Source organism: Acidaminococcus sp. CAG:542 (assembly GCF_000437815.1).
Taxonomy (GTDB): domain Bacteria; phylum Bacillota; class Negativicutes; order Acidaminococcales; family Acidaminococcaceae; genus Acidaminococcus.
The window spans coordinates 1-24,106 of sequence record NZ_FR902109.1 but is presented as its reverse complement, the minus strand read 5'-3'; the positions used below and the strand labels follow the sequence as shown (position 1 = coordinate 24,106).

Annotated in this window: 19 protein-coding genes and 1 pseudogene; 12 read left to right on the top strand and 8 right to left on the bottom strand. The window is 55.8% G+C overall.

Going from position 1 to position 24,106, the window contains the following annotated elements:
* Positions 1–92 precede the first annotated feature (92 nt).
* Positions 93–1,064 carry a LysR family transcriptional regulator gene (locus tag QVO43_RS09315; protein ID WP_022488246.1) on the bottom strand — a complete coding sequence of 324 codons (972 nt, stop codon included), beginning with the start codon at positions 1,062–1,064 and terminating at the stop codon, positions 93–95.
* 142 nt (positions 1,065–1,206) lie between these two features.
* Here QVO43_RS09315 and QVO43_RS09310 point away from each other — a divergent pair, with 142 nt between their 5' ends.
* The 4 genes and pseudogenes from QVO43_RS09310 to QVO43_RS09300 all read left to right on the top strand — a co-directional run bounded on the left by QVO43_RS09310 (position 1,207) and on the right by QVO43_RS09300 (position 5,269).
* Positions 1,207–1,737 carry a TRAP transporter small permease gene (locus QVO43_RS09310; RefSeq protein WP_022488245.1) on the top strand — a complete coding sequence of 177 codons (531 nt, stop codon included), beginning with the start codon at positions 1,207–1,209 and terminating at the stop codon, positions 1,735–1,737.
* Positions 1,734–3,017: pseudogene (locus QVO43_RS10170) on the top strand (TRAP transporter large permease); the annotation flags it as partial. The gene QVO43_RS09310 and the pseudogene QVO43_RS10170, both read left to right, overlap by 4 nt.
* Positions 3,009–4,070 carry a TRAP transporter substrate-binding protein gene (locus tag QVO43_RS10165; protein ID WP_353844348.1) on the top strand — a complete coding sequence of 354 codons (1,062 nt, stop codon included), beginning with the start codon at positions 3,009–3,011 and terminating at the stop codon, positions 4,068–4,070. The pseudogene QVO43_RS10170 and the gene QVO43_RS10165, both read left to right, overlap by 9 nt.
* 56 nt (positions 4,071–4,126) lie before the next feature.
* The gene (locus QVO43_RS09300) at positions 4,127–5,269 is read left to right on the top strand and encodes a metallo-dependent hydrolase (protein WP_022488243.1); all 1,143 of its coding nucleotides are present in this window, start codon (positions 4,127–4,129) and stop codon (positions 5,267–5,269) included.
* Between the two features lie 90 nt (positions 5,270–5,359).
* Here the strand turns inward: QVO43_RS09300 and QVO43_RS09295 are convergent, their stop codons facing one another.
* Positions 5,360–5,539: a hypothetical protein gene (locus QVO43_RS09295; protein ID WP_022488242.1), complete on the bottom strand. Its 180-nt coding sequence runs from the start codon at positions 5,537–5,539 to the stop codon at positions 5,360–5,362.
* A gap of 677 nt (positions 5,540–6,216) precedes the next feature.
* Between QVO43_RS09295 and dsdA the strand changes: the two genes are divergently transcribed.
* Positions 6,217–7,557 carry a D-serine ammonia-lyase gene (gene dsdA, locus QVO43_RS09290; protein ID WP_022488241.1) on the top strand — a complete coding sequence of 447 codons (1,341 nt, stop codon included), beginning with the start codon at positions 6,217–6,219 and terminating at the stop codon, positions 7,555–7,557.
* 34 nt (positions 7,558–7,591) lie between these two features.
* Positions 7,592–8,929 (top strand): GntP family permease, encoded by a 1,338-nt coding sequence (locus tag QVO43_RS09285; RefSeq protein WP_022488240.1) that lies wholly within the window; start codon positions 7,592–7,594, stop codon positions 8,927–8,929.
* A 37-nt stretch (positions 8,930–8,966) separates the two neighbouring features.
* On the opposite strand, the gene QVO43_RS09280 is transcribed toward QVO43_RS09285, so the two are convergent.
* From QVO43_RS09280 to QVO43_RS09270, 3 genes are all read right to left on the bottom strand, one after another.
* A complete protein-coding gene (locus QVO43_RS09280; RefSeq protein ID WP_022488239.1) occupies positions 8,967–9,521 on the bottom strand; it encodes a cupin domain-containing protein in 555 nt (184 codons plus the stop codon).
* A 310-nt stretch (positions 9,522–9,831) separates the two neighbouring features.
* Complete coding sequence (locus QVO43_RS09275; protein WP_369678689.1) at positions 9,832–11,169, bottom strand: ATP-binding protein; 1,338 nt, start codon at positions 11,167–11,169, stop codon at positions 9,832–9,834.
* 460 nt (positions 11,170–11,629) lie between these two features.
* Positions 11,630–12,550: a LysR family transcriptional regulator gene (locus QVO43_RS09270; RefSeq protein WP_022488237.1), complete on the bottom strand. Its 921-nt coding sequence runs from the start codon at positions 12,548–12,550 to the stop codon at positions 11,630–11,632.
* A gap of 131 nt (positions 12,551–12,681) precedes the next feature.
* On the opposite strand from QVO43_RS09270, the gene QVO43_RS09265 reads away from it, so the two are divergent.
* On the top strand, positions 12,682–13,572 hold the full coding sequence (locus tag QVO43_RS09265) for a DUF6282 family protein (RefSeq protein WP_022488236.1): 891 nt from the start codon (positions 12,682–12,684) through the stop codon (positions 13,570–13,572).
* Positions 13,573–13,592: 20 nt separating this feature from the next.
* Complete coding sequence (locus tag QVO43_RS09260) at positions 13,593–14,906, top strand: SLC13 family permease (protein ID WP_022488235.1); 1,314 nt, start codon at positions 13,593–13,595, stop codon at positions 14,904–14,906.
* A 316-nt stretch (positions 14,907–15,222) separates the two neighbouring features.
* Here QVO43_RS09260 and QVO43_RS09255 read toward each other — a convergent pair whose 3' ends face one another.
* Entirely contained in the window at positions 15,223–15,642 is a 420-nt protein-coding gene (locus QVO43_RS09255; protein ID WP_022488234.1) for a Fur family transcriptional regulator, read from the bottom strand.
* 207 nt (positions 15,643–15,849) lie between these two features.
* Between QVO43_RS09255 and QVO43_RS09250 the strand changes: the two genes are divergently transcribed.
* Together QVO43_RS09250 and clpB are read left to right on the top strand one after the other, a co-directional pair.
* Positions 15,850–17,355, top strand: coding sequence for a CYTH domain-containing protein (locus tag QVO43_RS09250; protein ID WP_022488233.1), 1,506 nt, complete (start codon positions 15,850–15,852; stop codon positions 17,353–17,355).
* 165 nt (positions 17,356–17,520) lie between these two features.
* Complete coding sequence (clpB, locus tag QVO43_RS09245) at positions 17,521–20,064, top strand: ATP-dependent chaperone ClpB (protein ID WP_022488232.1); 2,544 nt, start codon at positions 17,521–17,523, stop codon at positions 20,062–20,064.
* Positions 20,065–20,120: 56 nt separating this feature from the next.
* Here the strand turns inward: clpB and QVO43_RS09240 are convergent, their stop codons facing one another.
* Positions 20,121–20,579 carry a MarR family winged helix-turn-helix transcriptional regulator gene (locus QVO43_RS09240; RefSeq protein WP_022488231.1) on the bottom strand — a complete coding sequence of 153 codons (459 nt, stop codon included), beginning with the start codon at positions 20,577–20,579 and terminating at the stop codon, positions 20,121–20,123.
* Between the two features lie 193 nt (positions 20,580–20,772).
* Between QVO43_RS09240 and QVO43_RS09235 the strand changes: the two genes are divergently transcribed.
* Positions 20,773–21,318 carry a rubrerythrin family protein gene (locus QVO43_RS09235; protein WP_022488230.1) on the top strand — a complete coding sequence of 182 codons (546 nt, stop codon included), beginning with the start codon at positions 20,773–20,775 and terminating at the stop codon, positions 21,316–21,318.
* A gap of 356 nt (positions 21,319–21,674) precedes the next feature.
* On the top strand, positions 21,675–22,883 hold the full coding sequence (locus QVO43_RS09230) for a DUF819 family protein (RefSeq protein ID WP_022488229.1): 1,209 nt from the start codon (positions 21,675–21,677) through the stop codon (positions 22,881–22,883).
* On the opposite strand, the gene QVO43_RS09225 is transcribed toward QVO43_RS09230, so the two are convergent.
* Positions 22,844–24,046 (bottom strand): CapA family protein, encoded by a 1,203-nt coding sequence (locus tag QVO43_RS09225; RefSeq protein ID WP_022488228.1) that lies wholly within the window; start codon positions 24,044–24,046, stop codon positions 22,844–22,846. The two genes, QVO43_RS09230 and QVO43_RS09225, sit on opposite strands and share 40 nt — an antisense overlap.
* Positions 24,047–24,106: the final 60 nt, after the last annotated feature.

The window sequence follows — 24,106 nt, the reverse complement described above, 5'->3', positions numbered from 1 at the left end:
GGGGTTGGGAGCCGATGTGATTGCCACCAAAACGGTGGAGAAATAACCCTATAAGAAAAGGGCCTGTCCACAGAGGACGGGTCCTTTTTTGTTTACCGGTTGTAGCCGGGACTGTGCCGGGAAAATTGTTCTTCCATGGATTTTCCATACTGCCGGGCCAGTTCCAGCAGATACCGGGTGGCTTCCCCCAGGCGGTAGTCTTTCCGCCGTACTACGGAAACGGACCAGGTGGGATTTTCCAGCATCCGGAACCAGGCACATTCATCCCGGTGGCTGCTGGCCAGTACCCGGGAATGGGGCAGGATGGTGCAGCAGAATCCCCGGCTCACCAGAGTGGCCAAGGCACTGTTCATGGCCGTTTCCAGCATGATGTGAGGGTAAAAGCCGCTTTTTTCGAACATAGGGTCGATGACGTCCTGACGCATGGTGGAAGATTTGAAAATCAGAGCAAAGGGATCATTCTTGAACAGATGGAGGTCGATGACCCGGAGAGGCTTTCCGGCGCTGAGGGGAACCGCCCGGGAAGCCAGGGGATGGGACAGGGGAACCCCCAGCAGCAGATCTTCCTGGTACAGGTCTTCCCGGATCAGGGTACGCTGGAGCGGGGCCGGAAGCTTCTTGATCAGGACAATGCCCAGGTCCAGGGATCCGTGGTTCAGCATGTGATACTGGTCCGCCACAATCTTTTCCACCAGGGAAAAATTGATGTGGGGATAGCGCTGGTGGAACTGCTGATAGATGGCAGTAAAAGCATCGATGCCGTGTTCATGGGTCAGGCCCAGGGAAATCAGGCCGCTGATGCTGGTTTGGAGATCGCTGAGCTGGGTCAGGGTATTTCGCCGGATCCGGAGGATTTCCGTGGCACTGTCCACAATGAGCCGACCGGCCGGGGTGATTTCCAGATGGTGGTTGTCCCGTTCAAAGATCTTTACTCCCAGCTTGTTCTCCAGCTTGATCAGCTGCTGATTCAGCCCTGACTGGGTGATGAACAGTTTCTGGGCTGCTTTGGAAATGCTGCCGCAGTCAGCAATGGTTACGATATAGTCAAGGACCTGGATGTCCATGGCAAGGCTCCTTTCTGTTTTACTAGTACTAATACTGCTTATAACTATAATTATAAGCACGTTTACTGTTAACAAACAAGATGATAGGATTAAATCATAAAAATTTCCGGAAAATTCTGCATCAGAGAGGGGAGTCTGAAAAATGAAACTGGTCAAATGGCTTGACAAGAATTTTGAACTGGTGATCCTGGCCATTATGCTGGCGGTGATGTGCTGTCTGTCCTTTGCCAACGTCATCATGCGGTATGCTTTCCATCATGCACTGACCTGGTCCGATGAAATCTGCTGCTATCTGCTGGCCCTGTCGGCTTTCTACTGTCTGCCCTGTGCCGTGCGCCACGGAGTCAGCATCAAGGTGGATACCTTTACCACCATGATGCCGGAAGGTCTGCAGAAAATCCTGGGCCTGGTGTGTGACGGGGTCATGATCCTGCTGTTGGCTTATCTGTTCAAAGGGACTCAGGAACTGATTGCCAAGGCGGCGCTGATCCATCAGGCCAGTCCGGCTCTGGCCATTCCGGTGGCGGATATTTACCGGGCCATGGCTTTCGGCATCCTGCTGGGAATCTTCCGGTACGCACAGCTGATGGTAAGAGTCCTCCAGGGGAAAGCCACCCTGGAAGGGGATAATGGGAATGATATACAAAACGGAAAGGGGGCTGGAGAAGAATGAACATTGGATTCTTTTTTGTACTGCTGGGAGCATTGCTTTTCATCGCTCTCCCGGTAGGCGGGGTATTCACGCTGCTGTCCACGGTTCCCAATCTGCTGAACGGCCAGTTTACTTTTGGCATCAGTGATGTAGCCCGGGCTATGTTCTCCGGCCTCAACAGTTTCACCCTGCTGGCTGTCCCCATGTTCATGGTTTCCGGGATGATTATGGCCCAGGGCGGGATTTCCAAGAAGCTGTTCAATTTCTTCGGGTATTTCATCGGCAACAAGACGGCCGGGTTCCCCTGTGCGGTAGTGGCTACCTGCATGTTCTATGCAGCCATTTCCGGTTCTTCTCCTGCAACGGTTTCTGCTGTAGGGGCCATGACCATTCCTTTTCTGGTATCCATGGGATATGAAAAGATCTTTGCTACCTCCATTGTGACTGTGGCCGGGGGCCTGGGGGTCATCATTCCGCCCAGCATTTCCTATATCGTTTATGCCTCCACGGCCAACTGCTCTCCTTCCAAGCTGTTCATTGCCGGGATCATCCCGGGAATCCTGATCGGGGTCTCCCTGATGGGGTACTGCTGGATCTACTGCAGAAAGCACGGAGAGGATAAAGAAAAACTCAACGCCAGCTATCGGAAGCTTCATGAACAGGGATTGTGGAAACTGTTCCGGGAAAGCTTCTTTGCCCTGATGACACCAGTCATCATCCTGGGGACCATTTATTCCGGGGTCTGCAGTCCCACGGAAGCGGCGGTGATCAGCGTGTTCTACGGCCTGTTCATCTGCCTTTTTGTTTACAAGACACTGCAGTTCCAGGACCTGGGGAAAGTGTTTATGGAAGGGGCCAAGACCTATGTGAACATCCTCTTTGTGATTGCGGCAGCAGCGGCCTTTGCCAAGGTCATCACCCTGCTCCGGTATCCCCAGACCATCAGCACGGCAGTACTGGCTATCTCGGACAACAAGTATGTAGTGCTGCTGATCATGAACATCATCATGCTGATCTGCGGTATGTTCATCGACAACATTCCCAATATCATGATTCTGACTCCCATTATGGTGCCGGTGGCCACGGCTTTGGGTGTGGATCCCATCCATTTCGGAATCATCATGACCTGCAACCTGGCCATTGGGATGGTGACGCCGCCCATGGGCATCAACCTGTTCGTGGCGTCCGGGCTGACCAAGATCCCCATGCTGAAGCTGGCACGGGCCACGGTTCCTTTCCTGGCCACCTTCCTGCTGTCCCTGATGCTGATTACCAATATCCCTGGCATTTCCATGGGGCTGGTCAGTGCCCTTTCCAAAGAAAAGGCCAAAGTGGCCTCCAATATCAGTACTGCACTGGATGCGGACGCGGATGAATTCGGGAAAAACATCCAGCCTTTGGATCCCAGTGAGATTCCGGGAGAATACCACTGGCGGGCAGCTATGACAGTGGCGGATTCTTCCATCAACTACCAGATGGTAGCGGAATTTGCCCACCTGCTGAAAGAAAAATCCGGAGGCAAGATCACCGTTGACCTGTATCCTGGCGGCCAGTTGGGAAACACCACGGAATTTACCGAAGCGGTGGTCAGCGGTTCCATTGAAATCGGTACCGGTATGACTACGGATCTGGTGGATTTTATTCCTCAGTATGCGGTGTTTGACATGCCCAACCTGTTCGACAATGTGGGGCAGATGCGGACTGTGCTGAACGGGCCCTTTGTCCAGGTGATGAACCAGTACTGCAACGCTGGGGGCATTCAGATGCTGGGGTATTCCGATGCCGGCTTCCGGGAACTGACCACCAACAAAAAGGTGACGAAACTGGAAGACCTCCAGGGACAGAAAATCCGTGTGATGACCAACAAATATCATATTGCCTACTGGAACGCCCTGGGAGCTGCGGCTACCCCCATGCAGTTCACGGAAGTGTTCATGGGCCTCCAGCAGGGCACCATCGACGGGGAAGAAAATCCCTACATGAACATTGTGGGGAACAACGTCCAGGAAGTCCAGAAGTATGTGGTGGAAACCAACCACGTGGGCCATATCATCACCTTCTTTATGAACAAGGACGTGTACAATTCTCTGCCGGACAACGTACGGAAACTGGTGGATGAATGTGCAGCGGCGGCCACGGCTTATGGGAACCGGCGGGCGGACAAGAGCATCCAGCAGTACAAACAGACCTGCATTGATGCCGGCTGTGAAATCGTTACTCTGGATCCCCAGGTGATTGCCCAGCTCCGGGAAAAAGGCAAAGTGGTCTATGACATGGTGAGAAAAGACCAAGGCAGTGAAATCGTAGATCAGCTGCTCCAGGCTGTGGACCAGGCCAGGAAGGCCGAAAAATAAAACAGGTGACCCGGCAGGACAATTTCTGCCGGGTCTTTTGAAAGGAAGTGCGGAACATGGATTTTTTGATCAAAAACGGGCGGGTGTATGATCCGGAAACCCATCAGCTGATACGAAAAAATATGGCCTTGGTCAATGGAAAAATCGAATATCCCGGAGAAGGGAGAGATGAGTCCGGATACAGACAGGTCATTGACGCCCGGGATTGTCTGGTAACGCCCGGTCTTATCGATTACCACACTCATTACTTTTTTCGGGGCAGTGAAAATGGCGTCAATGGGGATGCAGCTTCCTTTTGTATGGGCATTACTACCGCTGTAGACGGGGGGACTGCCGGCGTAGGAGGCTATGAACTGTACCGGGCCAGCGTAATGGCCATGTCATCAGTGCGGATCCTGAACTGCCTTCTGGTGGCTTCGGGAGGGCAGTCCAATGACCGGTATCCGGAGAACCTGGATCCCCGGTATTTCGAGGAGGAAAAGATCCTGGACTTCTTCCGGAGGTATGGGGACAACCTGGTGGGCCTGAAAACCCGGCTTTCCCGTGGAATCCTGGATGAGGACATGGCCAGAAGTTCTCTCAAACGGACCGTGGAAATTGCCGAGAAGGCCGGGACCCGGGTGGTGGTCCATGTGACGGACTGCCCTCTGCCCCTGGATGAAGTGGCGGAAATCCTGCGGCCGGGAGATGTGATCTGCCATATTTACCAGAACCGGGGAGAGCACACCTGCCTGGATGAACGGGGAAAGGTCCTGCCGGGACTGTGGGAAGCCAGGGAAAAAGGCGTCCTGTTCGATGCATCCAACGGCCGGAGCAACTTCGACCTGGAAGTAGCCCGGAAAGCGGTGGAACAGGGATTTGTGCCCGATGTGATCAGTTCAGACAACAATGCCTCCAGCTGTTTCCTCCAGCCTCTCCATTCCCTGCCCCGGATTTTGTCCAAGTATCTGGAGTTCGGGATGCCCCTGGAACAGGTGCTGGATTGTGCCACCTGGAAGCCGGCTCAGCTGATCGGGCGGCCGGAACTGGGAACTCTGGCCGAAGGAAGCCCGGCTGATGTGGCTTTGTTCCGGCTGAAAAAGAAAGACGTGGAGTACAGTGATATCAACGGCAATACCATGACCGGCCATCAGGTACTGGTGCCTCAGATGACCTTTAAAGGGGGCCAGTGTGTATACTGCCAGGCGGATTTTGGGTAAGGAGGAAATGGCTGTTTCTTGGGATGGGCCGCATCCTATGGCCGCTGACCGCTGACAAAGGCCGCCGGAAAATCCGGCGGCCTTTCCAACCTAGAGCAATCCATGTAATTTTCCCAGTTTCTGGATTTGATCCAGAGAGTAGTGGGTGATCCGGGAAATGGTTTCCATGGGGATTTTTTCCTTCAGCATGCCAAGGACGTTGGCTTCCCGTTCTTTCAGGCGGCCCTTTTGCTCGCCTTCTTCCAGAATGGATTGTCCGTATGTACACATGGTCTCCGCCTCCTTTTTCATCTCTACAGTCATGGGGATGTGGTATTCCCGTATGAAAATTCGATTCTTATTTACTGTTTATCTTATCATGTTTGATGGGTGATGGATGAGAGACGAAAGGAGGCAAGCCACTTTCCAGCCTCACACCGATGGAGACCATCTGCCGGGGGCAGCTGCTTCTGAACTTGTAAACCCCCCAGGCCGGGATGGGCGGGCCTGCGGCACGCCCCTACGGCGTTGGGGGCGGGCATTGTTTGTTCGACCGATTGGACGGGGATGCCGTCCAGGGGAGAGTCTCCATAAGAAAATCGTTGTTAGCCGGTCCCTGGACAGCGACGGCGTAGGGGCTTGCCCCAGGCAAGCCCACCCCGGCCGCCCAGAGGGGCATAGATTCAAAACGGGGGTACTGCACAGAACGTGCAGCACCTCCTTTTTTCGTTCATCCCAATAAAACACTGTTGTTATTCTATACTAAACAAAATAATGGAAAACAGAAGCTGCATAAATTTATAGAGCTTCTGTTTTTCTTCTTTAAAACTGTTATATTCCTTATGAAAACGCAGATAAAAAGAATACTGGAAATTTTCTAAAAATACCATTGACAAGGAGGATGTGTTTAATTATACTGTACATAACAAAGAAATTATGTTTAATAAATCTGAACGGAGGGATTTGTGATGGATGCGGAAAAGTACATTGCTCAGGACCCGGTGATCCGGGAAGTTTCGGAAAAGAAGGAAACGGTGTGGGTGAACCCCCGGTACCTTCCTTTTGACATGACCAATGCTGTGTGCAGTCTGGTGGTGTCCGATGCCATGATCGACGATGCGGCAGACCGGCTCCAGCGGTTCGCGCCTTTCATTGAACGGTGCTTTCCGGAAACGACAGTGACCCATGGGCTGATTGAATCTCCCCTGAAAGCCATTCCGGATATGCAGAAGGCCTTGGAAAAGGACTTTGCCTGCACCATCCCCGGCCATCTGCTGCTGAAGATGGACAGCCATCTGGCCATTGCCGGGTCCGTCAAGGCCAGAGGGGGCATCTATGAAGTCCTGAAACATGCGGAAGACCTGGCCCTGGCTGCGGGCAAACTGAAGGTAACGGACAACTATGCCAAACTGGCAGATCAGGATATGAAGGATTTCTTCCATCAGTATACGGTACAGGTGGGCTCCACCGGGAACCTGGGCCTGTCCATCGGGATCATGAGTGCGGCGCTGGGCTTCAAGGTGAAGGTCCACATGTCCATGGATGCCCGTCAGTGGAAAAAAGATCTGCTCCGGCAGAAGGGCGTGGAAGTCATCGAATATGCCGATGACTATTCCAAGGCGGTGGCGGAAGGCCGCCGGCTGTCCGACCAGGATCCCACCAGCTATTTCGTGGATGACGAAAAATCCGTGAACCTGTTCCTGGGCTATGCTGTGGCTGCCAGACGGCTGAAGAAACAGCTGGATGATATGAAGATCACCGTGGATGCTGACCATCCTCTGATTGTTTACATCCCGGCCGGTGTGGGCGGGGCCCCCGGCGGCGTTTCCTACGGGCTGAAACGGATCTTCAAGGACAATGTCCATGTGTTCTTTACGGAACCCACCCTTTGTCCTTCCGTCCTGCTGGGCACGGCCACCCAGGAATTCGAAAAGGCCAACGTCCACGACTTCCACATTGACGGGATTACGGAAGCGGACGGCCTGGCCTGTGCCAGCCCCTCCGGATTTGTGACCCGGATCATGACCAACCTGCTGTCCGGGGACTTTACGGTGGATGATTACCGGCTCTTCGATTTTCTCCGGGATCTGAAGAAAACCGAAGACGTGGAAATCGAACCTTCCAGCTGTGCGGCCTTCATCGGACCCTGCCGGCTGACGGTGTATGAAGGGACCCGGAAATATCTGAAGGACCAGGTCCTGGATGCAGGCAAACTGGCCAACGCCACCCAGATTGCCTGGGCCACCGGCGGCCGTCTGGTACCGGAAGAAATCCGGAAAGAATACCTGAACACCTATCTGAAAAAATAAGGTCTGTTCCCCCAAGGGGGAAGGAGGGATTTCCATGAATGGTGCATTTCCTGTGATTGCCGGGCTGGTCCTTGCGGTGCTGGCCCTGGTGATCTGTACTGTTAAACTGAAGCTTCACCCGTTCTTTGCCTTGATTGCCACGTCCTTTGTCTTTGCCATTGTGTCCGGCATGGGCATGGAGCCTATGCTGAAGGCCTTTGCAGATGGCATGGGAGGAACGGTGGCGGATATCGGCCTGGTCATTGCCCTGGGGACGGTGACCGGGGCCCTGCTGGAAAAATCCGGGGCCGCGGAAACCATGGCCAAGACCATTTTGAAGATCACCGGCAAGAAACATGCAGCCCTGGGGCTGGCCATTACCGGGTACTTCGTTTCCATCCCGGTGTTCTGTGATTCCGCTTTCGTCCTGCTGAGCCCCATTGCCAAAAGGCTCTCCCGGGATACCAAGATTTCCATGACCACCATGGCCATTTCCCTGTGCATGGGCCTCCACGCCACCCACATGTTCGTGCCGCCCACCCCTGGCCCTCTGGCAGTGGCCGGGATCCTCAGCGCCGACCTGGGACAGGTGATCCTGTTCGGGGCTCTGGTATCCATTCCCGTGACCCTGGTGGCTTACCTGGCTTCCCTCTATGCCGGGAACAAATACTACTATCTGCCCACCAGTGTGGAAGACACGCCGGAACATCAGAATCTGCCCAGTGCCATGATGTCCTTCCTGCCCATCCTGGTGCCCATTGCCCTGATGCTGCTGAAAACTGTAGGCAGCATGTGCAAGCTTACCGGTACCCTGGCCCTGGTGCTGAACATTGTAGGGACTCCGGCGGTGGCTTTGCTGATCGGGCTGCTGATTGCCGCTGTGGGCTACCACAACATCTTTCCGGAAGACACCAAAGCCTGGGGCTTTGACGGGGTCATTGCCGACGCCATGAAGACGGCCGGACAGATTGTCCTGATCGTAGGGGCCGGCGGGGCCTTCTCCGGAGTGCTGAAAGCCTCTCCTCTCCGGGACATCCTCACTGCCAGCATGAGCGGGGTTTCCATCGGCATCCTGGCACCTTTCCTGATTGGGTTCCTGTTCCGGACCTGCGTAGGCTCTGCTACTATTGCCATGGTAACGGCAGCCACCATGATCACTCCTCTGATCGATGTGCTGGGCTTCGGTTCTCCCATGGGCCGGGTGATTGCCATGCTGGCCTGTGCTGCCGGGGGCATGATGGTATTCCACGGGAACGACGATTTCTTCTGGGTAACGGCCACCACTTCCGATATGGATACGTCCATTGCCTACAAGACCATTCCCATTATCAGCGTGCTCCAGTCCATGACCGCACTGGTCACCGTGTTCCTGCTGAGCATGGTATTGCTGTAACAAAAAAACTGCCGCGGCTGCGGCAGTTTTTTTGTGCTTAAAAAGAAGGAGGAGTCACGGCGAAGATGACCCGGACCAGTTCTTTGGACCGGTTGGACCATTTGTGAGGGTGGCCGGACAGGATCCGTATGCTGTCTCCGGCAGAAAGCTGGTAGGTCTGGTCATCCACGGTAATTTCCACTTGGCCTTCCATCACATAGGCAGTTTCCTCGCCCTGATGGCCCCGGGGAACTTTGGTGGTGACGGTGCCGGCGGGGATTTCCATCAGGATGAATTCAATGGTACTGTCCGTATCCGGGGTCAGCAGCTTGTAGGTGACTTCCGTGCCCCAGTGGCCGATGATCCGGTGCTCTCCCTGGCGGACGATCTGGTCTGCAGGAGTGGGGGCCTGGGGCTTGAAAAATTTGTACAGGGGGATCTGGAGAACTTCTGCAATGCTCTTCAGGGTGTTGATGGAGGGGTTGACGGCGTTGTTTTCAATCTGGCTGAGCATGGAAGGAGAGATTTCCGCATGGGCGGCCAGTTCCCGGAGACTCATCCCGGCAGCTTTGCGGTATTCCTGGATCCGCCCTCCAATGTCCATCTCTTCCATGATAACAGCTCCTTCAACAGTTGATTTCTGTCTTCATTGTAACATAAAAAGAGAGAGAAAATGGAAGGAAATTTTAGGACAGGAGTCCTACGTCTTATGCCTATGGAGACCATCTGCCGGGGGCAGATGCTTCTGAACTTGTAAACCCCCCAGGCCGGGATGGGCGGGCCTGCGGCACGCCCCTACGGCGTTGGGGGCGGGCATTGTTTGTTCGACCGATTGGACGGGGATGCCGTCCAGGGGAGAGGTGTCATAAGGAAACCGTTGACAGCTGACAGGGGTGCTGCAGAGAACGTGCAGCACCCCCCGTTTATTTCTCCCTCAGCCACCGTTTTAGCAGGAAACCGAGAAAATAAGGTATGGTGTAGAATTTTCCGTTCCAGCCGATGTTTCCGGTGCTGAGTTTGATGCCGTACCGGATGTCCGGATAATGGCTCGAATCTTCCAGGAGACGGTTCAGGGAGCGGGTACTGCCGTCGGTGGCTTTCACCTCCACGGGGATCAGGGAATCTGCATCCCGGACGAAAAAGTCCATTTCCAGGGTGCCTTGGGTGTTTTTGTAGTAATACAGGCCGTAGCCCTGCTGGACCAGCATCTGGGCGGCCATGTTTTCAAAGAGAGCGCCTTTGTAAACGCCGAAGTTACGGTTCCGGCGCAGATCCAGCTGGGCTTCTTCGTCCAGAGAGGCGATCAGGAGACCGGTGTCGGCAAAATACAGCTTGTACTGGTCTGGGTTGTAATTCCCTTTCAAAGGCAGTTCCGGATGGTCCAGGCAATAGCAGACATTGACGATGCCGGCGTTGGACAGCCAGTCCACTACCCCCAGATATTCCCGGTTCCGGGCTCCGTGGGCCACTTTGGAAATCTGGAATTTTTTGTTTTCCTTTCCCAGAAATACAGGGATTTTCCGGTAGACATTCAGGATTTTTCCTTTGTCCAGGCCGCCGACATATTTGGTGATGTCCTCTTCATAGTCCAGGAGCAGCTGTTGCTGGAGCTGGAGAGTGCCGCTGAAATTGTTCTGCTGGATGAACCGCCAGACTACTGCAGGCATGCCTCCCAGCACCAGATAGTCCTGGAAGTTTTTTTGCAGCACGTCCATTTCCAGCCTGGAAAGGGGCCGGGTTTCCAGCAGATGCTGATAAAAAAGGTCCACCTGTTCCGAAGTGTAGCCTCTGGCCCAGAGAAATTCTTCAAAATCCAAAGGATACAGGGTGATATCTTCCTTGTAGCCCACACTGTTGGATTCGATTTCCTGATAACTGATGCCCATAAGGGATCCGGAACAGATCACATCATAGCGGCCGTCCAGCTGGAAGGCCTTGAGACTGGTAGCGCAGTTGGGACAGGCCTGGAGTTCGTCGAAAAAAATCAGGGTTTCATGGGGCTTCAGCTGCAGGCTGGGGTCCAGGAAGGTGATGTTCTGAAGGATCCGGTTCACATCGAATCCGTCATCAAAGATGTGCCGGTATTCTTTCTGGAGGACAAAGTTGATTTCCACCAGGTGGGTGTAATGGGTGCGGGCAAAATGCTCGATGGCTTCCGTTTTTCCCACCTGCCGGGCTCCTTTGATGATGAGAGGAAGGTGATGGGGGGAATTCTTCCATTGGACCAGGAAGGAATCGATTTTCCGGGTAAGCCGGTTCACAAAAATCACGCCCTTTCTTCTCTAAAAATCACAAAAATCATGGTATTTTAGATGATTATATCACAAAATTATTAAAAATAGGGAGGAGTGCACGGTGGAAAGCGGCAGAGCCCCTTTCCAGTCTCACACCGATGGAGACCATCTGCCGGGGGCAGCTGCTTCTGAACTTGTAAAACCCCCAGGCCGGGACGGGCGGGCCTGCGGCACGCCCTACGGCGTTGGGGTCGGGCATTGTTTGTTCGACTGATTGGACGGGGATGCCGTTGTGACGGCAAAGCGGGCCGGCTGTATGGGCGGTCCTCTTTTGTCATCCAGGGGGGAGGCTTCATAAGGAAACCGTTGTTAGCCGGTTCCTGGACAGCGACGGCGTAGGGGCTTGCCCCAGACAAGCCCGTCCCGGCCGCCCAGGGGGCATAGATTCAAAATGGGGCTGTTGCATGAGCAACAGCCCCCCTTTTTTTCACTTCCCCAACACTTCAAAGATCACCTGATCCAGGGCCTTTGTGGCTTTGGAATGGTACCGGCCCGGGGCCATGGCGGTGCCCAGGGGAATGGAGGTACCGTCTTTGCCCAGGGACAGCAGCTGGGCCCGGTGGAAGTACTGGCGGCTGCTGGCGTAGGTGAAGGCCAGTCCCAGACCGTTGGCGGCCAGGGCAGCGGCAAACAGGGCGGACAGGTTCTCGTTGTAGTAGGTGGGGTTCATGCCGTGGCGGAGGAAGATCCGCCGGGCTTCCCGGCCCAGGATGGTGCCGTAGCCGCTGAGCAGGAATTCGAACCGGGCCGCATCCTGGATGTTGATGTACTGGGACAGTTGGGAAGGCTGCTGACCGGCCTGGCCCTGATGGACCAGTTCCATCACCGGATGGTCCGGATGGGTGATTAGGCAGATTTCGTCGTGCATCAGGAACCGGGCCTGGATCCGGCTGCGTTTTTCCGGCATCACCAGAAGGGCCAGGTCGATTTTCCCGGTGAGCAGCAGCTGTTCCAGGGCCAGGGAATTCTCTTCCACGATCTGGACCCGCACCCCCGGATATTTCTGCTGGAAAGCCTGGAGTACGGGCGGCAGCAGGAAGGATCCCCGGAAAGAACTGATTCCCAGGATCACATGGCCCCCTTTCAGGTTGCCGATATCCTGGATCTCGTCCTTGGCCCGGTGGAATTCCGCCAGGGTATCCTGGGCGAACCGGATCATCCGTTTTCCCGGTTCCGTGGGCCGGATGCCGCTGGAAGTGCGGATGAACAGTTTGTATCCTAAATGAGACTCTGTGGTGCTGAGAAACTGGGACAGGCTGGACTGGGCCATGAACAGCCGTTCCGCCGCCCGGGAAATGCTCTTTTCTTCCGCCAGGGCAAGCAGGTAGTGAAGTTCCCGAAGATCCATCGTATCCTCTCCTTTACCATCGGTATTTCCTATACAAGATATCATATTTTATCGGCTTCTGCAATAGCCAGCCCCGCGGTACACTAAAAGCAAATTTATTCAGAATACTTGTATAACAGGGAGGAATCAGAATGAGCAGAGTTTCACTGAAGGGAATCTGCGATATGCATGTGCACACCAATCCGGATCTGCGGCTGCGGGCCTACAACGATCTGGAACTGGCGGATGCGGCGGTGCGGGTGGGGGCCCGGGCCATTGTGATCAAGTCCCACCTGGGGTTCACGGTGAACCGGGCGGCCATTGCCAATGCTTATGTGAAGAAGGTCTATGGGGACAGCACCAACTTCACCATGTACGGCGGGGTGGTCATGAACAAAGTCATCGGGGGTGTGAACCCGGAAGCGGTGGAAAAAGGCCTGAAGCTGGGGGCCAAGGTAATCTGGCTGCCCACCCAGTCCGCCCGGCGGCATCTGGAAAAAATGGGGAAAAATCCCGATGAGGGAATCCAGCTGGTCCGGGACGGGAAAGTGATCCCGGAACTGGAAACGGTGTTCGGTCTGATCAAAGACCATGATGCAGTACTGGCCACCGCCCATGTATCTCCGGAAGAGGCTTTTGTGGTGGTGGAAGCGGCCCGGAAGGCCGGGGTGGAAAAAATCGTCATCACCCATCCGGAATGGTGGGTGTGCGGGTACACCCTGGAAGACCAGATCCGTCTGGTGAAGGATTATGACGTGATCCTGGAACGGTGCTATGCCCAGAACATGGGGAAAGGGAAGAAGTATCACATGAACCTGCGGGAAAATGCGGAACTGATCCAGGCTGTAGGGTACCAGCATGTCATGGTGGATACGGACGGGGGACAGACGGAAAATCCGGACTGGGAAACGGAAATCTACGAATACATGCATTACCTGGTGGAATACGGGATTCCTGAAGAACAGGTGTACTACATGACCAAAACCATTCCCTACCGGCTGCTGGGCATCCAGGAAGAACCGGTGGGCGCAGCCAAAGACTGAAACAAGGGGGAGGAAGCATTATGCTGAGTGCGGCGATTGTTCTGGCCATAGCCATTGCCATTTATCTGGGGTATAAAACCGGTCTGAACACCGGGCTGTTCTGTATTGTCTTTGCTTATCTGATCGGGTGTCTGGTCATGGGGCTGAAACCCAAAGCGGTGATCGGGTTCTGGCCCATCAGTACCATGTTCGTGATTTTGTCCGTGTCCCTGTTCTACAATGTGGCGGCCATCAACGGGACTCTGGAAAAAATGTCCGGCTCCCTGCTCTATGCCTGCCGGAAATTCCCGGGGATGCTGCCCTATGCCCTGTTCGGAGTGGCCGTGGTGCTGTCGGTGATGGGGGCCACCTATTTTACGGTGCTGGCTTTCTTGGCGCCCATTACCCTTTTGATCTGTGATGAATCCCGGATGGACAAACTCACCGGGGCGGTGGCCATCAACTGCGGGGCCCTGTGCGGCGGGAACTTTCCCACCTCCAATCTGGGGGTGATTTTCCGGGGGCTGTCGGATACAGCCTATGAAGCCCTGAAGCTGAAGGCTCCCATGGATTCCTTTGCCATGGAAATGGAAATCTTCCTGCTGTCCTTTGCCTTTTCCCTGGTGCTGATCACCCTGTTCCGGTACGGCATCAAGGCCAATCGGAACATCGGCCAGGGGGTCACCTTCAAAAAGCCGGAACCTTTTACGAAAGTCCAGAGCCAGACCCTGACCTTGATGCTGGTGATGATGGTCGTGGTGCTGGTGTTCCCCCTGCTGAAGATCCTGGTGCCCGGGAACGCAGGAATCGCCTATATGGCCGGTAAAGTGGATGTGGGCCTGGTGGCCATTATCTTCGCAGTGATTGCCCTGTTGATGAAGCTGGCTCCCCAGAAGGAAGCCATTTCGAAGATTCCCTGGAACACCATCATCATGATTGCCGGGGCCGGGATGCTGATTGCGGTGGCGGTGAAAGCCGGGACCATCAAGATGCTCAGCGCCTGGGTGGGAGCCAATGTGCCCACGCCGCTGATCCCTCTGGCTTTCTCCATCATTGCCGCCATCATGAGCTTCTTCAGTTCCACCACCGGGGTGGTGACCCCGGCTCTGTTCCCTCTGATTCCGGGTCTGGCGGAAAGCACTGGATTGTCTGCCTCCGCCTTGTTTGCCTGTACGGTACTGGGGGCCCAGTCCAGTGCCATCAGTCCCTTCTCTTCCGGCGGGTCTTTGATCCTGGGGTCCACGCCCAAAGAAGAGGACCGGAACACCCTGTTCAACAAGCTGCTGCTCCGGGCGGTGCCTGTCAGTGTCCTGGCGGCAGCTGCCTACAATTTTATTGTGGCATTTGTGCTGTAAGGAAAAGTGCGGGTTCCTTTGAAAGGTTAACCCCTCAGGCCGGGACGGGCGGGCCTGCGGCACGCCCCTACGGCGTTGGGGTCGGGCATTGTTTGTTCGACCGATTGGACGGGAATGCCGTCCAAGGGAGAGTCTCCATAAGGAAACTGTTGTTAGCCGGTTCCTGGACAGCGACGGCGTAGGGGCTTGCCCCAGGCAAGCCCGTCCCGGCCGCCCAGAGGGCATAGATTCAAAAAGGACCCGCCTCCATGAGAGGCGGGTCCTTTCCTTCGGCAATTGACAATTGACGGGGCTGCTGTGCCTGGCGCAGCAGTCCCTATTCCTTACACTCCTTGCAGAGCCCCAGGAAATAGGTCTGGTGGCAGCGGATGGTGAAACCGGTTTTTTTGGCCACGTCCTGGTCCAGGTGTTTGTGGTAGGCAAAATCCAGGTTGAACACCTTGCCGCATTTTTCGCAGCGGAAATGGGGGTGGGGATGGGGATCCACATCGTAGCGCATGGTCCCGTCGCCTACATCCACAGTCTGGATCAGGTGCATCCGGCAGAAAAATCCCAGAGACTGGTAGATAGTGGCAAAACTCAGGGTAGGCATCTGCTGCCGCACTTTTTCATAGATTTCTGTAGCCGTGGGATGGTCTTCGGGGCCGGTAAAGGCCCGGTATACTTCCAGCCGCTGGGGGGTGATCTTCATCCCCTGGGCTTTTAGGACTTCTGACAGTTCCTTTGGACTGAGCATGGCAAAGCCTCCTTATATATAGATAGAATAAAATTGTTAAAAGAGAAGTTTCTTTAATAATAACTTTTAATACGTAAAATGTCAATAAAATCAGCCATTTCCAATGGACGGCTTCCTCCATAACCAAACAGTTCATCCCAAGAGGGGAGATGTTGTGTTACAATTATATGATAAGATTTTGGAAAAGATCAGGGAGTGTGAAACCATATGGCGCAAGGACAGGAAAAAGAAATCAAACTGCTTTCCACCAAGGCGGGCCGCCGGAAATTCTTCCAGCTGCCTCTGGTGAAGGAAAAAATCATTCCCGGCAGCCGGCATACCCTGGACCTTTGGAACCAGTACCTGGATACCCGGGACCGGAAACTGACCCGCAGCGGCATGGCCTACCGGATCCGCCGGACCAACGGGAAGGCCTTCGAAGCTACGGTGAAAAGCCAGGGGAAGACGGTGAACGGCTTCTCCAGCCGGGAGGAATACACGGTGCCTCTGACAAAGCCGGAGCCGGTGCTCCAGGGCTTTGCTCCCCAGCTGGACCAGAAGCTCCAGACCCTGCTCCAGGAAGACGAACTGCTTCCTTTGTGTACCGTGGAATTTACCCGGAAAACGGCTCTGATCCAGCTGTCCGCCGTGACGGTGGTGGAAGCGGCCCTTGACCAGGGAACCTTGACCGCCGGGGATAAAAAGGCTCCCATAGAGGAACTGGAACTGGAGATCAAACGGGGCCAGGAACGGGACCTGCTGCGGTTTACGGCGGCTCTGGCCCAGGCCATCCCTCTGTGGCCGGAAGAGCGGAGCAAGTTCAAACGGGGGCTGGATCTTACCGGCTGGAAGGGGAACCCACCCAAAGACGGGAAGGCACCTGGCTGGAATCAGGAAACGGAGCCGTCGGAAGTGTGGCGGACCCTGGTCCAGCAGGCCCTGGGCAGGGGACTGGATCTTCTGGTGCCCGGAGAGAACCGGGAATTTGAGAGCCGGGAACTGCTCACTGTTCTCCAGCAGTGCGCCGGACTGTGGAACCTGGGCCAGGGCTTTTTGTCCCGGACCTCCTGGAAAAAGGGTCGGGATCTGTTGGACGGGCTCCTGGGGGTGCTGGAACCGGTGGACTACCTGGAAACGTCTGACCGGCAGCGGGAAAAGCCTTTCCCGGAAGAGCTCCTCTCCCTGGAACCGGCCTGGCAGTGGCTGGAAGACCGGTGGGTGGCGGCGGCTCAGCACTGTGCGGACTGCTGCGCCCGGGAAGCGGCAGCGGCCCTGTGGCAGCTGCTGTACCTGGCCACCCTGGCCAAAAAGGACGGAGAGAACCCAACCCTGGAAAAATTCCTCCAGGTCCGGTGGAACCGGTGGCAGCAGGAACAGCAGTTCCTGGAAGATGCCGGCAGCCCGGATCCCTGGGAACGGAAAGGGCAGCTGGAAGACCTGGCCGGGCTCCTGACCCTGGAACGGGGCTTGGGAGAAAAACGGCTGGTGAAGCGAGGGGAAGCTTACTGGGAAAAGTGGTGGAAATACTGCCGCAGCTATGCCCGGACCGGAGCCCTGGCGGAAGGGGCCGAAGGAGCCCGAGACCGGGAACTGACCCTGTCCCTGGCAGCCCTCTGCGGCCAGGAAGGGATCCGGACGGAGAAACGGAGGGACAAGGCGGATGCCGCCGGAAAGGCCTTCTTCCGGGAAGTGGCCCGTCATCCGGAATGGTCCTGTCTGGCCAAAGAAAAATAAAATCAAAAAAAGTCAAAAAAACGAAAATAATATTTGACTTTTTGACTTTTAATGGGTATAATAAGACCCGGGAAGTGAGAAAAGAGACTTCCCGGGCCCTGTTTGTTTCGGGCTCTGAATGAAGAAGATAACCCATTGATCCAATGGTTTTTGGAGGTGTTTGTTATGCAGGCAGAACGCTTGAGTGACGAAGTGCGTGGATTGTTGGAAGCTGCCCAGCAGCAAGCCGTTATGAATTACAACCAGGAACTGACCACCGTCCATCTGCTGTCTGCCATGTGCAGCCAGCCGGACGGGTTCTTCAAGTTTGTGCTGAAGAGCCTGAACGTGGATGAGGCCCAGTTCAGCCGGGAGGTGGACCGTCTGCTGAAGCAGATCCCTTCCGTGAAGGGGTCCGATCAGCTGAGCATGAGCACGGGCCTGGCCCGGGTGTTCGCCCTGGCGGAAAAAGCCGCCGGCCAGAACCCGGTGACTGCATCCCATTTGCTGGCCGCCCTGTGTGAAGACGGGGATACGGAAGTGGTGGACCTGTGCAAAAAGTACGGGATCACCCGCAGTGCCATCCGTGGTTTGATCGACAAGTATGAAAACAATGGGGATGCGGATGAAAACCGCAAGACCCTGGAGAAATTCGGCCAGGACTTGACCCAGAAAGCCCGGGACGGGAAGCTGGATCCGGTAATCGGCCGTGACGATGAAATCCGTCGGACCATCGAAATCCTGTCCCGCCGGAAAAAGAACAACCCGGTGCTGATCGGTGAACCGGGCGTGGGCAAAACCGCCATTGTGGAAGGCCTGGCCCGCCGGATCGTGGCCGGGGACGTTCCTGAATCCCTGAAGAATAAGACCCTGTATGCCCTGGACCTGGCGTCCCTGGTGGCCGGGGCCAAGTACAGAGGGGAATTTGAGGAACGGTTGAAGAAAGTCCTGAAAATCGTGTCCGATTCTGCCGGCCAGATCATCATGTTCATCGATGAACTGCACACGGTGGTGGGAGCCGGGGCTTCTGAAGGCTCCATGGATGCGGGGAACATCCTGAAACCCATGCTGGCCAGAGGGGAACTCCGGTGCATCGGTGCCACCACCCTGAAGGAATACCGGAAATACATTGAAAAGGATTCCGCCCTGGAACGGCGTTTCCAGCCGGTGCTGGTGAAGGAACCCAGTGTGGAGGACACCATTTCCATCCTGAGAGGGCTGAAGGAACGGTACGAAGTCCATCATGGGGTCCGGATCAAGGATTCCGCCTTGGTGGCTGCTGCCACGTTGAGCAACCGGTACATCAATGACCGGTTCCTGCCGGACAAGGCCATCGACCTGGTGGATGAAGCCGCTGCCCGTCTGCGGGTGGAAATCGATTCCATGCCTACGGAACTGGATGAAAGCCGTCGCCGGATGCTCCAGCTCCAGATTGAGGAACAGGCCCTGTCCAAGGAAGAGGACGATGCTTCCAAGGCCCGTCTGGAAAAGATCAAAGAGGAACTGGCCAAACTGAAGGGCGAGAACGACAAGCTCATGGACCAGTGGAAGGCCGAAAAGGGCGGCATTGCCAAGATTCGTCAGGTCAAGAAGGATATGGACAATGTGAAGAAGGAAATGGAAGAAGCGGAACGGTCCTATGACCTGAACCGTCTGGCGGAACTGAAGTACGGCAAGCTGCCGGAACTCCAGAAACAGCTGGCGGCCCTGGAAAAAGAGGAACATTCCGACAAACGCCTGCTGAAGGAAGAAGTGGACGAGGATGATATCGCCAAGGTGGTGAGCACCTGGACGGGCATCCCTGTGAACCGTCTGATGGAAGGAGAAAAGAAGAAACTGGCGCACCTGCCGGAAATCCTCCACAAACGGGTGATCGGCCAGGACGAAGCGGTGGAAGCTGTCAGCGAAGCCGTAATCCGGGCCCGGGCCGGGATCAAGGATCCCAACAAACCCATCGGTTCCTTCATCTTCCTGGGGCCTACCGGTGTGGGCAAGACCGAACTGGCCAAAGCCCTGGCGGAAGTGCTGTTCAATGATGAAAAGAGCATTATCCGTATCGATATGAGTGAATACATGGAGAAACATACGGTGTCCCGTCTGATCGGTGCCCCTCCTGGATATGTGGGCTATGAAGAAGGGGGCCAGCTGACGGAAGCGGTGCGGCGCCATCCTTATTCCGTGATCCTGTTCGATGAAATCGAAAAGGCTCACCCGGATGTGTTCAACGTACTGCTCCAGGTGCTGGACGACGGCCGTTTGACTGACGGCCAGGGCCGTATGGTGGACTTCAAGAATACCCTGATCATCATGACCAGCAACCTGGGGTCCCATGAGATCATGGAAAAGAAGGGCAACATCAGCAAGGACGAAGTCCGGAGCATGCTGATGAAGTTCTTCCGGCCGGAATTCCTGAACCGGGTGGACGACATTGTGGTGTTCAAACCTCTCCAGGAAGAACAGCTGAAAGACATTGTACGGTTGATCCTGAACCATCTGGGCAGCCGGCTCCACAGCCAGCTGGAACTGACCCTGACGGCCACCGACGACGCCGTTGCCTACCTGGCCAAAGCCGGGTTCGACCCTGCCTTTGGGGCCCGTCCTCTGAAGAGACTGATTGTCCATACGGTGGAAACCGTAGTGAGCAACAAGATCGTCCAGGGCGAGATCCAGAGAGGGGACCATATCGAAGTGGTTCTCCAGAACGGGAACATCGACGTGGTAAAGAAGTGAATACAAAAGGAGCTGCTGCACGTGTGGAAATCACATACGTGCAGCAGCTCCTCTTTTTACCCCTCCAGTACGTGGAGGATCCGGTACAGTTTTTCTTTCAAATCGGCCACTTCTTCGGCTGTGAACAGGGGACCTTTCCGGTTGATCAGGCAGCCCATGGCATGGGGGACTTTCAGGGCCTTGTCCCGGAGGGCCAGTCCATCGGGGGTGATTTCCACCATGACGATCCGCTCATCTTCAGGCTTCCGGGAACGCTTCACATAGCCCATGGCCTCCAGCTTCTTCAGCCCCGGGGTCAGGGTCCCGGAATCCAGGTAAAGCCGTTTTCCCAGGTCATGCATGGTCGTGGACTTTTCTTCCCAGAGCACCATCATGGTTACATACTGGGCATAGGTGAGGCCGATTTCTTTCAGGAAGGGAGTATAGGCAGCTACGATTTTCCGGGCGCTGGCATACAGGGGAAAGCAAAGCTGGTTTTTCAGCAGCAGGGGATTGCAGGCATCCTTTTCATTCATATCGATCATACCTCCGGTACGGAAAAATTTTTGACTGCACTTTATTGTAACAGGAAAAGAACATGAGAACAAATTAAATTTAGCAAAATTAAATAAAACGGGTATAATGGGTTTCACAAGAGGCCGATGGCCAGAAGAAAAGAAACAGAAAGCTCCGCTTTACGGGGGCAAGGGAAAACAGGAGGAAAAGACAATGAGCATTTACGGACAGACCAAAGGAACGGAACTGGAAGCTATGGCAAAAAACATGATGCAGGGAGAAGCCAACGGCACCATGATGTATTATGCACTGGCCCGGCTGGCCAAAGAACAGGGCTATGAAGATCTGGTGCCCCTGTTCATCGAAGCCGCCAACCAGGAAGCGGTCCATGCGGGCTTCTATGCCGTGCTCAACGGGAAATATCCCCAGGATTTCTGGGGCCTGGTGAAAACCCTCCAAAAAGCGGAAACCAATGGGGAGGCCCAGGTAAAGGGCATGGCGGACAAGGTGCGGGCTGCCGGGTTTGCCGAAGCGGCTGACGAAATGGAAGTGTTTGCCAAACAGGAAGGCCACCATGGGGAACTGATGGCGGAAATCCTGGCCCGGTATCCTCAGGCAGAGAAAAAGGAAAAGGCCAAAAAGGTGTATGTGTGCCCGGTCTGCGGCTATGAATACGAAGGGGACATCAACAGCGAAAGCGACGACTGGGTCTGCCCTCTCTGCGGCCAGCCCAAAAGTGCGTTCAAGGAAGTAAAATAAGAGGATGAAAAACAGGGGGTGCTGCACATACCGTGCAACACCCCCTTCTTGACATTTCCGGGAATTTTTTCTACTATGTACTCTCAGAATGTATTTTTGTGTCTGAAGGTGAAACTGTTGGAAAACGAAAATCCTGCTTTTGTGCGCCGGGCGGATGCCCGGCTGTTTCTGTCCATATTGGCCGCGGGGGCGGTTCAAGGTTTTCGACCCAGGCGAAATATCGCCAGAGCCGAACGCTCCGTGTATCAAAGGAGGCTCATCATGTCATTTGGCAAAGGGAAAGAATATCTGGATACCAGGGGATCTGGGGGACCGGATCTTCGTTCTGGAATAACGAATAAGGAAGGATGTTGTTTATGAATCCACTGATTGCACCGGAAAACACCTGGCTGCTGCTGGCCCTGACCTGCGGGGTGGTGGCAGGCTCCATCTGGCTGGAACAGACCTATGCCTGGGCCTCTCGGATTTCCGGGGCCGTACTGGCCCTGGTGGCGGCCATTGTGCTGGTGAACCTGAACGTGATCCCCAGCCATGCCCCCATTTATGACGATATCATCTGGGGATACGCCGTACCCCTGGCCATTCCTCTGCTGCTGCTCCAGGCCAACCTGACGAAGATCTGGCAGGAAACCGGCCGGCTGCTGTTCATTTTCCTCATCGGGGCGGTGGGGACCGTGTGCGGCGCCGTGCTGGGCTGCTGGCTTTTGGGGAGCCGGATCGACGGGCTGGCCAAGGTGGCGGCCATGATGACCGGGTCCTACATCGGAGGCGGGGTCAATTTCGTGGCCCTGGCCGACGCCTTCCACACGGAAGGGACCCTGGTTTCCGCTACGGTGGTGGCGGACAACCTGAATATGGCGGTGTATTTCCTGGTACTGCTGAAATGTGTGGGCAGCGCCTTTTTCCAGAAACACTATCCCCATCCCCACATGGACCGGGTGGCCCGGGAAGGACGGGAAGACGCTCAGACCCAGGCGGCAGCCTACTGGCAGCCCAAGAACATTTCCTTAAAGGACATTGCCCTGGACCTGTTCTATGCGGTGGCGGTGGTGACCCTGTCCCAGAACCTGGGGAAGGCCCTGGGGGCCGCCATTCCCACCGGCAGCGGCCTGGGACACATGGCCAATACCTTCTTCAGCAGCCAGTATGTGTGGATCACCCTGTTTTCCATGGGGTTCGCCACCTTTTTTGAAAAACAGGCGGCAGACCTGGCCGGAGCCCAGGAAATCGGCACCTATTTCATCTACCTGTTCTTCTTCGCCATCGGGGTGCCCGCTTCCATCCTGGAAATCCTCCGGAACGCGCCGCTGCTGTTCGTGTTCTGCTTCCTGATGGTGGTGGTGAACATGGCCTTCTGCTTTGTGGGAGGGAAACTGTTCCATTTCAGCCTGGAAGACATCGTCCTGGCTTCCAATGCCAACATCGGAGGCCCCACCACCGCGGCAGGAATGGCCATTTCCCAGGGCTGGACGGCCCTGGTGGGCCCCAGCATGCTGGTAGGCACCTTCGGCTACGTAATCGGCACCTATCTGGGTATGGTGGTCGGGGGAATATTGGGGGCGTGAAAAAGGGACTGTTGCTCTTGCAACAGTCCCTTTGCTTTCCCCTTTATCCGCTCCGCCTCTTCCCCTTCCACCAGGGTGGGACGGTAATCGTTCCAGTCCGGGGTGGAGGAGATCCGGCAGGGGATCACTTTTCCCGGGTCCGTTCCCACCAGATGGCCGTCCCGGAACCGGAAGGTCTGCTGGTAGATGAAGGTGTCCTTGTCTCCCGGGTTGCTGTTGCCTCCGAAACAGAAATTCCCCAGGCTGTAGCAGATGGTCTTTCCCTTGTAGATTTCCAGAGGCTGGATCACATGGGGATGGGACCCCAGCACCAGGTCGGCTCCGTGATCCACCGCCAGATGGGCCAGCCACACCTGGTCTTCATCCGGATGGGTTTCCAGTTCGCTGCCCCAGTGGAAATAGACCACTTTCAGCCGGGCCCCTTTTTCCCTGATTTTGGCCAGTTCTGCCACCAGCTGATCGGCGGCCCCGGCTTCCAGGGCGTTGATCCCCACCAGGCCTACGGGGATTCCCTTCACCGGGAGGATCTGGCTTTCCTCATAGCCGAAGGGCATGATCCCGTTGTCGCCCAGGGTCTTGAAGGTGTCCCAGTACCCGTCGTTCCCATAGTCGTAACTGTGGTTGTTGGCCAGGGAGGCGGCTTCCACGCTGCCGGCTTTCAGCACTTCCACATAGGCCGGATCGCCCCGGAAGGCGAAGGTCTTGTCCTGGCGCTGGCCCCGGGTGGTGAGAGGGCCTTCCAGGTTCACCACCGTCAGGTCGTCCTTGGCAAAAACGGACTGGACGCCTGCCAGGAATACGGAACCATCTCCGCCGGCGGCGTCCCAGGCAGCCGGGAAGGTGGCCTCATAGCCAAAGCTTTCTTCCGTGCCCAGGGTGCAGTCCCCGGCGGCACTGAGGGTCACGGTGGTGATGGGGTCCTCCGGAGGCCGGGGTGCCGGAGCGGGAGAGACAGGGGCCGCCGGGGCCGGGAGAGTTTCCGGTGATCCGGGAGATGCTTCCGGAGCCGCAGGAGCGGCTGCCGGGGCGGCAGGGGTTTCCGCCGGGACCGGCGCCGGTACCTTCCGGGCTCCCAGAGACGCCGGGGAGGCCAGGGCGGGAGCTGCCAGAAAGGTCAGGGCCGCCAGACAGGAAATGAACAGGGTGGAAATGGGATGGGTCATAGAGCAGGTTCCTTTCTCTGAAATTTCAGTGCTTATCATAATGAGCCGCATAGCGGCTCC

Coding starts and splice junctions, on each gene's coding strand:
- clpB (WP_022488232.1), top strand. CDS start 17,521: ATGCAGGCAGAACGCTTGAGTGACGAAGTGCGTGGATTGTTGGAAGCT.
- dsdA (WP_022488241.1), top strand. CDS start 6,217: ATGGATGCGGAAAAGTACATTGCTCAGGACCCGGTGATCCGGGAAGTT.
- QVO43_RS10165 (WP_353844348.1), top strand. CDS start 3,009: ATGGGGCTGGTCAGTGCCCTTTCCAAAGAAAAGGCCAAAGTGGCCTCC.
- QVO43_RS09270 (WP_022488237.1), bottom strand. CDS start 12,550: ATGGATCTTCGGGAACTTCACTACCTGCTTGCCCTGGCGGAAGAAAAG.
- QVO43_RS09280 (WP_022488239.1), bottom strand. CDS start 9,521: ATGGAAGAGATGGACATTGGAGGGCGGATCCAGGAATACCGCAAAGCT.
- QVO43_RS09310 (WP_022488245.1), top strand. CDS start 1,207: ATGAAACTGGTCAAATGGCTTGACAAGAATTTTGAACTGGTGATCCTG.
- QVO43_RS09295 (WP_022488242.1), bottom strand. CDS start 5,539: ATGTGTACATACGGACAATCCATTCTGGAAGAAGGCGAGCAAAAGGGC.
- QVO43_RS09225 (WP_022488228.1), bottom strand. CDS start 24,046: ATGACCCATCCCATTTCCACCCTGTTCATTTCCTGTCTGGCGGCCCTG.
- QVO43_RS09300 (WP_022488243.1), top strand. CDS start 4,127: ATGGATTTTTTGATCAAAAACGGGCGGGTGTATGATCCGGAAACCCAT.
- QVO43_RS09265 (WP_022488236.1), top strand. CDS start 12,682: ATGAGCAGAGTTTCACTGAAGGGAATCTGCGATATGCATGTGCACACC.
- QVO43_RS09235 (WP_022488230.1), top strand. CDS start 20,773: ATGAGCATTTACGGACAGACCAAAGGAACGGAACTGGAAGCTATGGCA.
- QVO43_RS09255 (WP_022488234.1), bottom strand. CDS start 15,642: ATGCTCAGTCCAAAGGAACTGTCAGAAGTCCTAAAAGCCCAGGGGATG.
- QVO43_RS09285 (WP_022488240.1), top strand. CDS start 7,592: ATGAATGGTGCATTTCCTGTGATTGCCGGGCTGGTCCTTGCGGTGCTG.
- QVO43_RS09260 (WP_022488235.1), top strand. CDS start 13,593: ATGCTGAGTGCGGCGATTGTTCTGGCCATAGCCATTGCCATTTATCTG.
- QVO43_RS09315 (WP_022488246.1), bottom strand. CDS start 1,064: ATGGACATCCAGGTCCTTGACTATATCGTAACCATTGCTGACTGCGGC.
- QVO43_RS09230 (WP_022488229.1), top strand. CDS start 21,675: ATGAATCCACTGATTGCACCGGAAAACACCTGGCTGCTGCTGGCCCTG.
- QVO43_RS09250 (WP_022488233.1), top strand. CDS start 15,850: ATGGCGCAAGGACAGGAAAAAGAAATCAAACTGCTTTCCACCAAGGCG.
- QVO43_RS09240 (WP_022488231.1), bottom strand. CDS start 20,579: ATGAATGAAAAGGATGCCTGCAATCCCCTGCTGCTGAAAAACCAGCTT.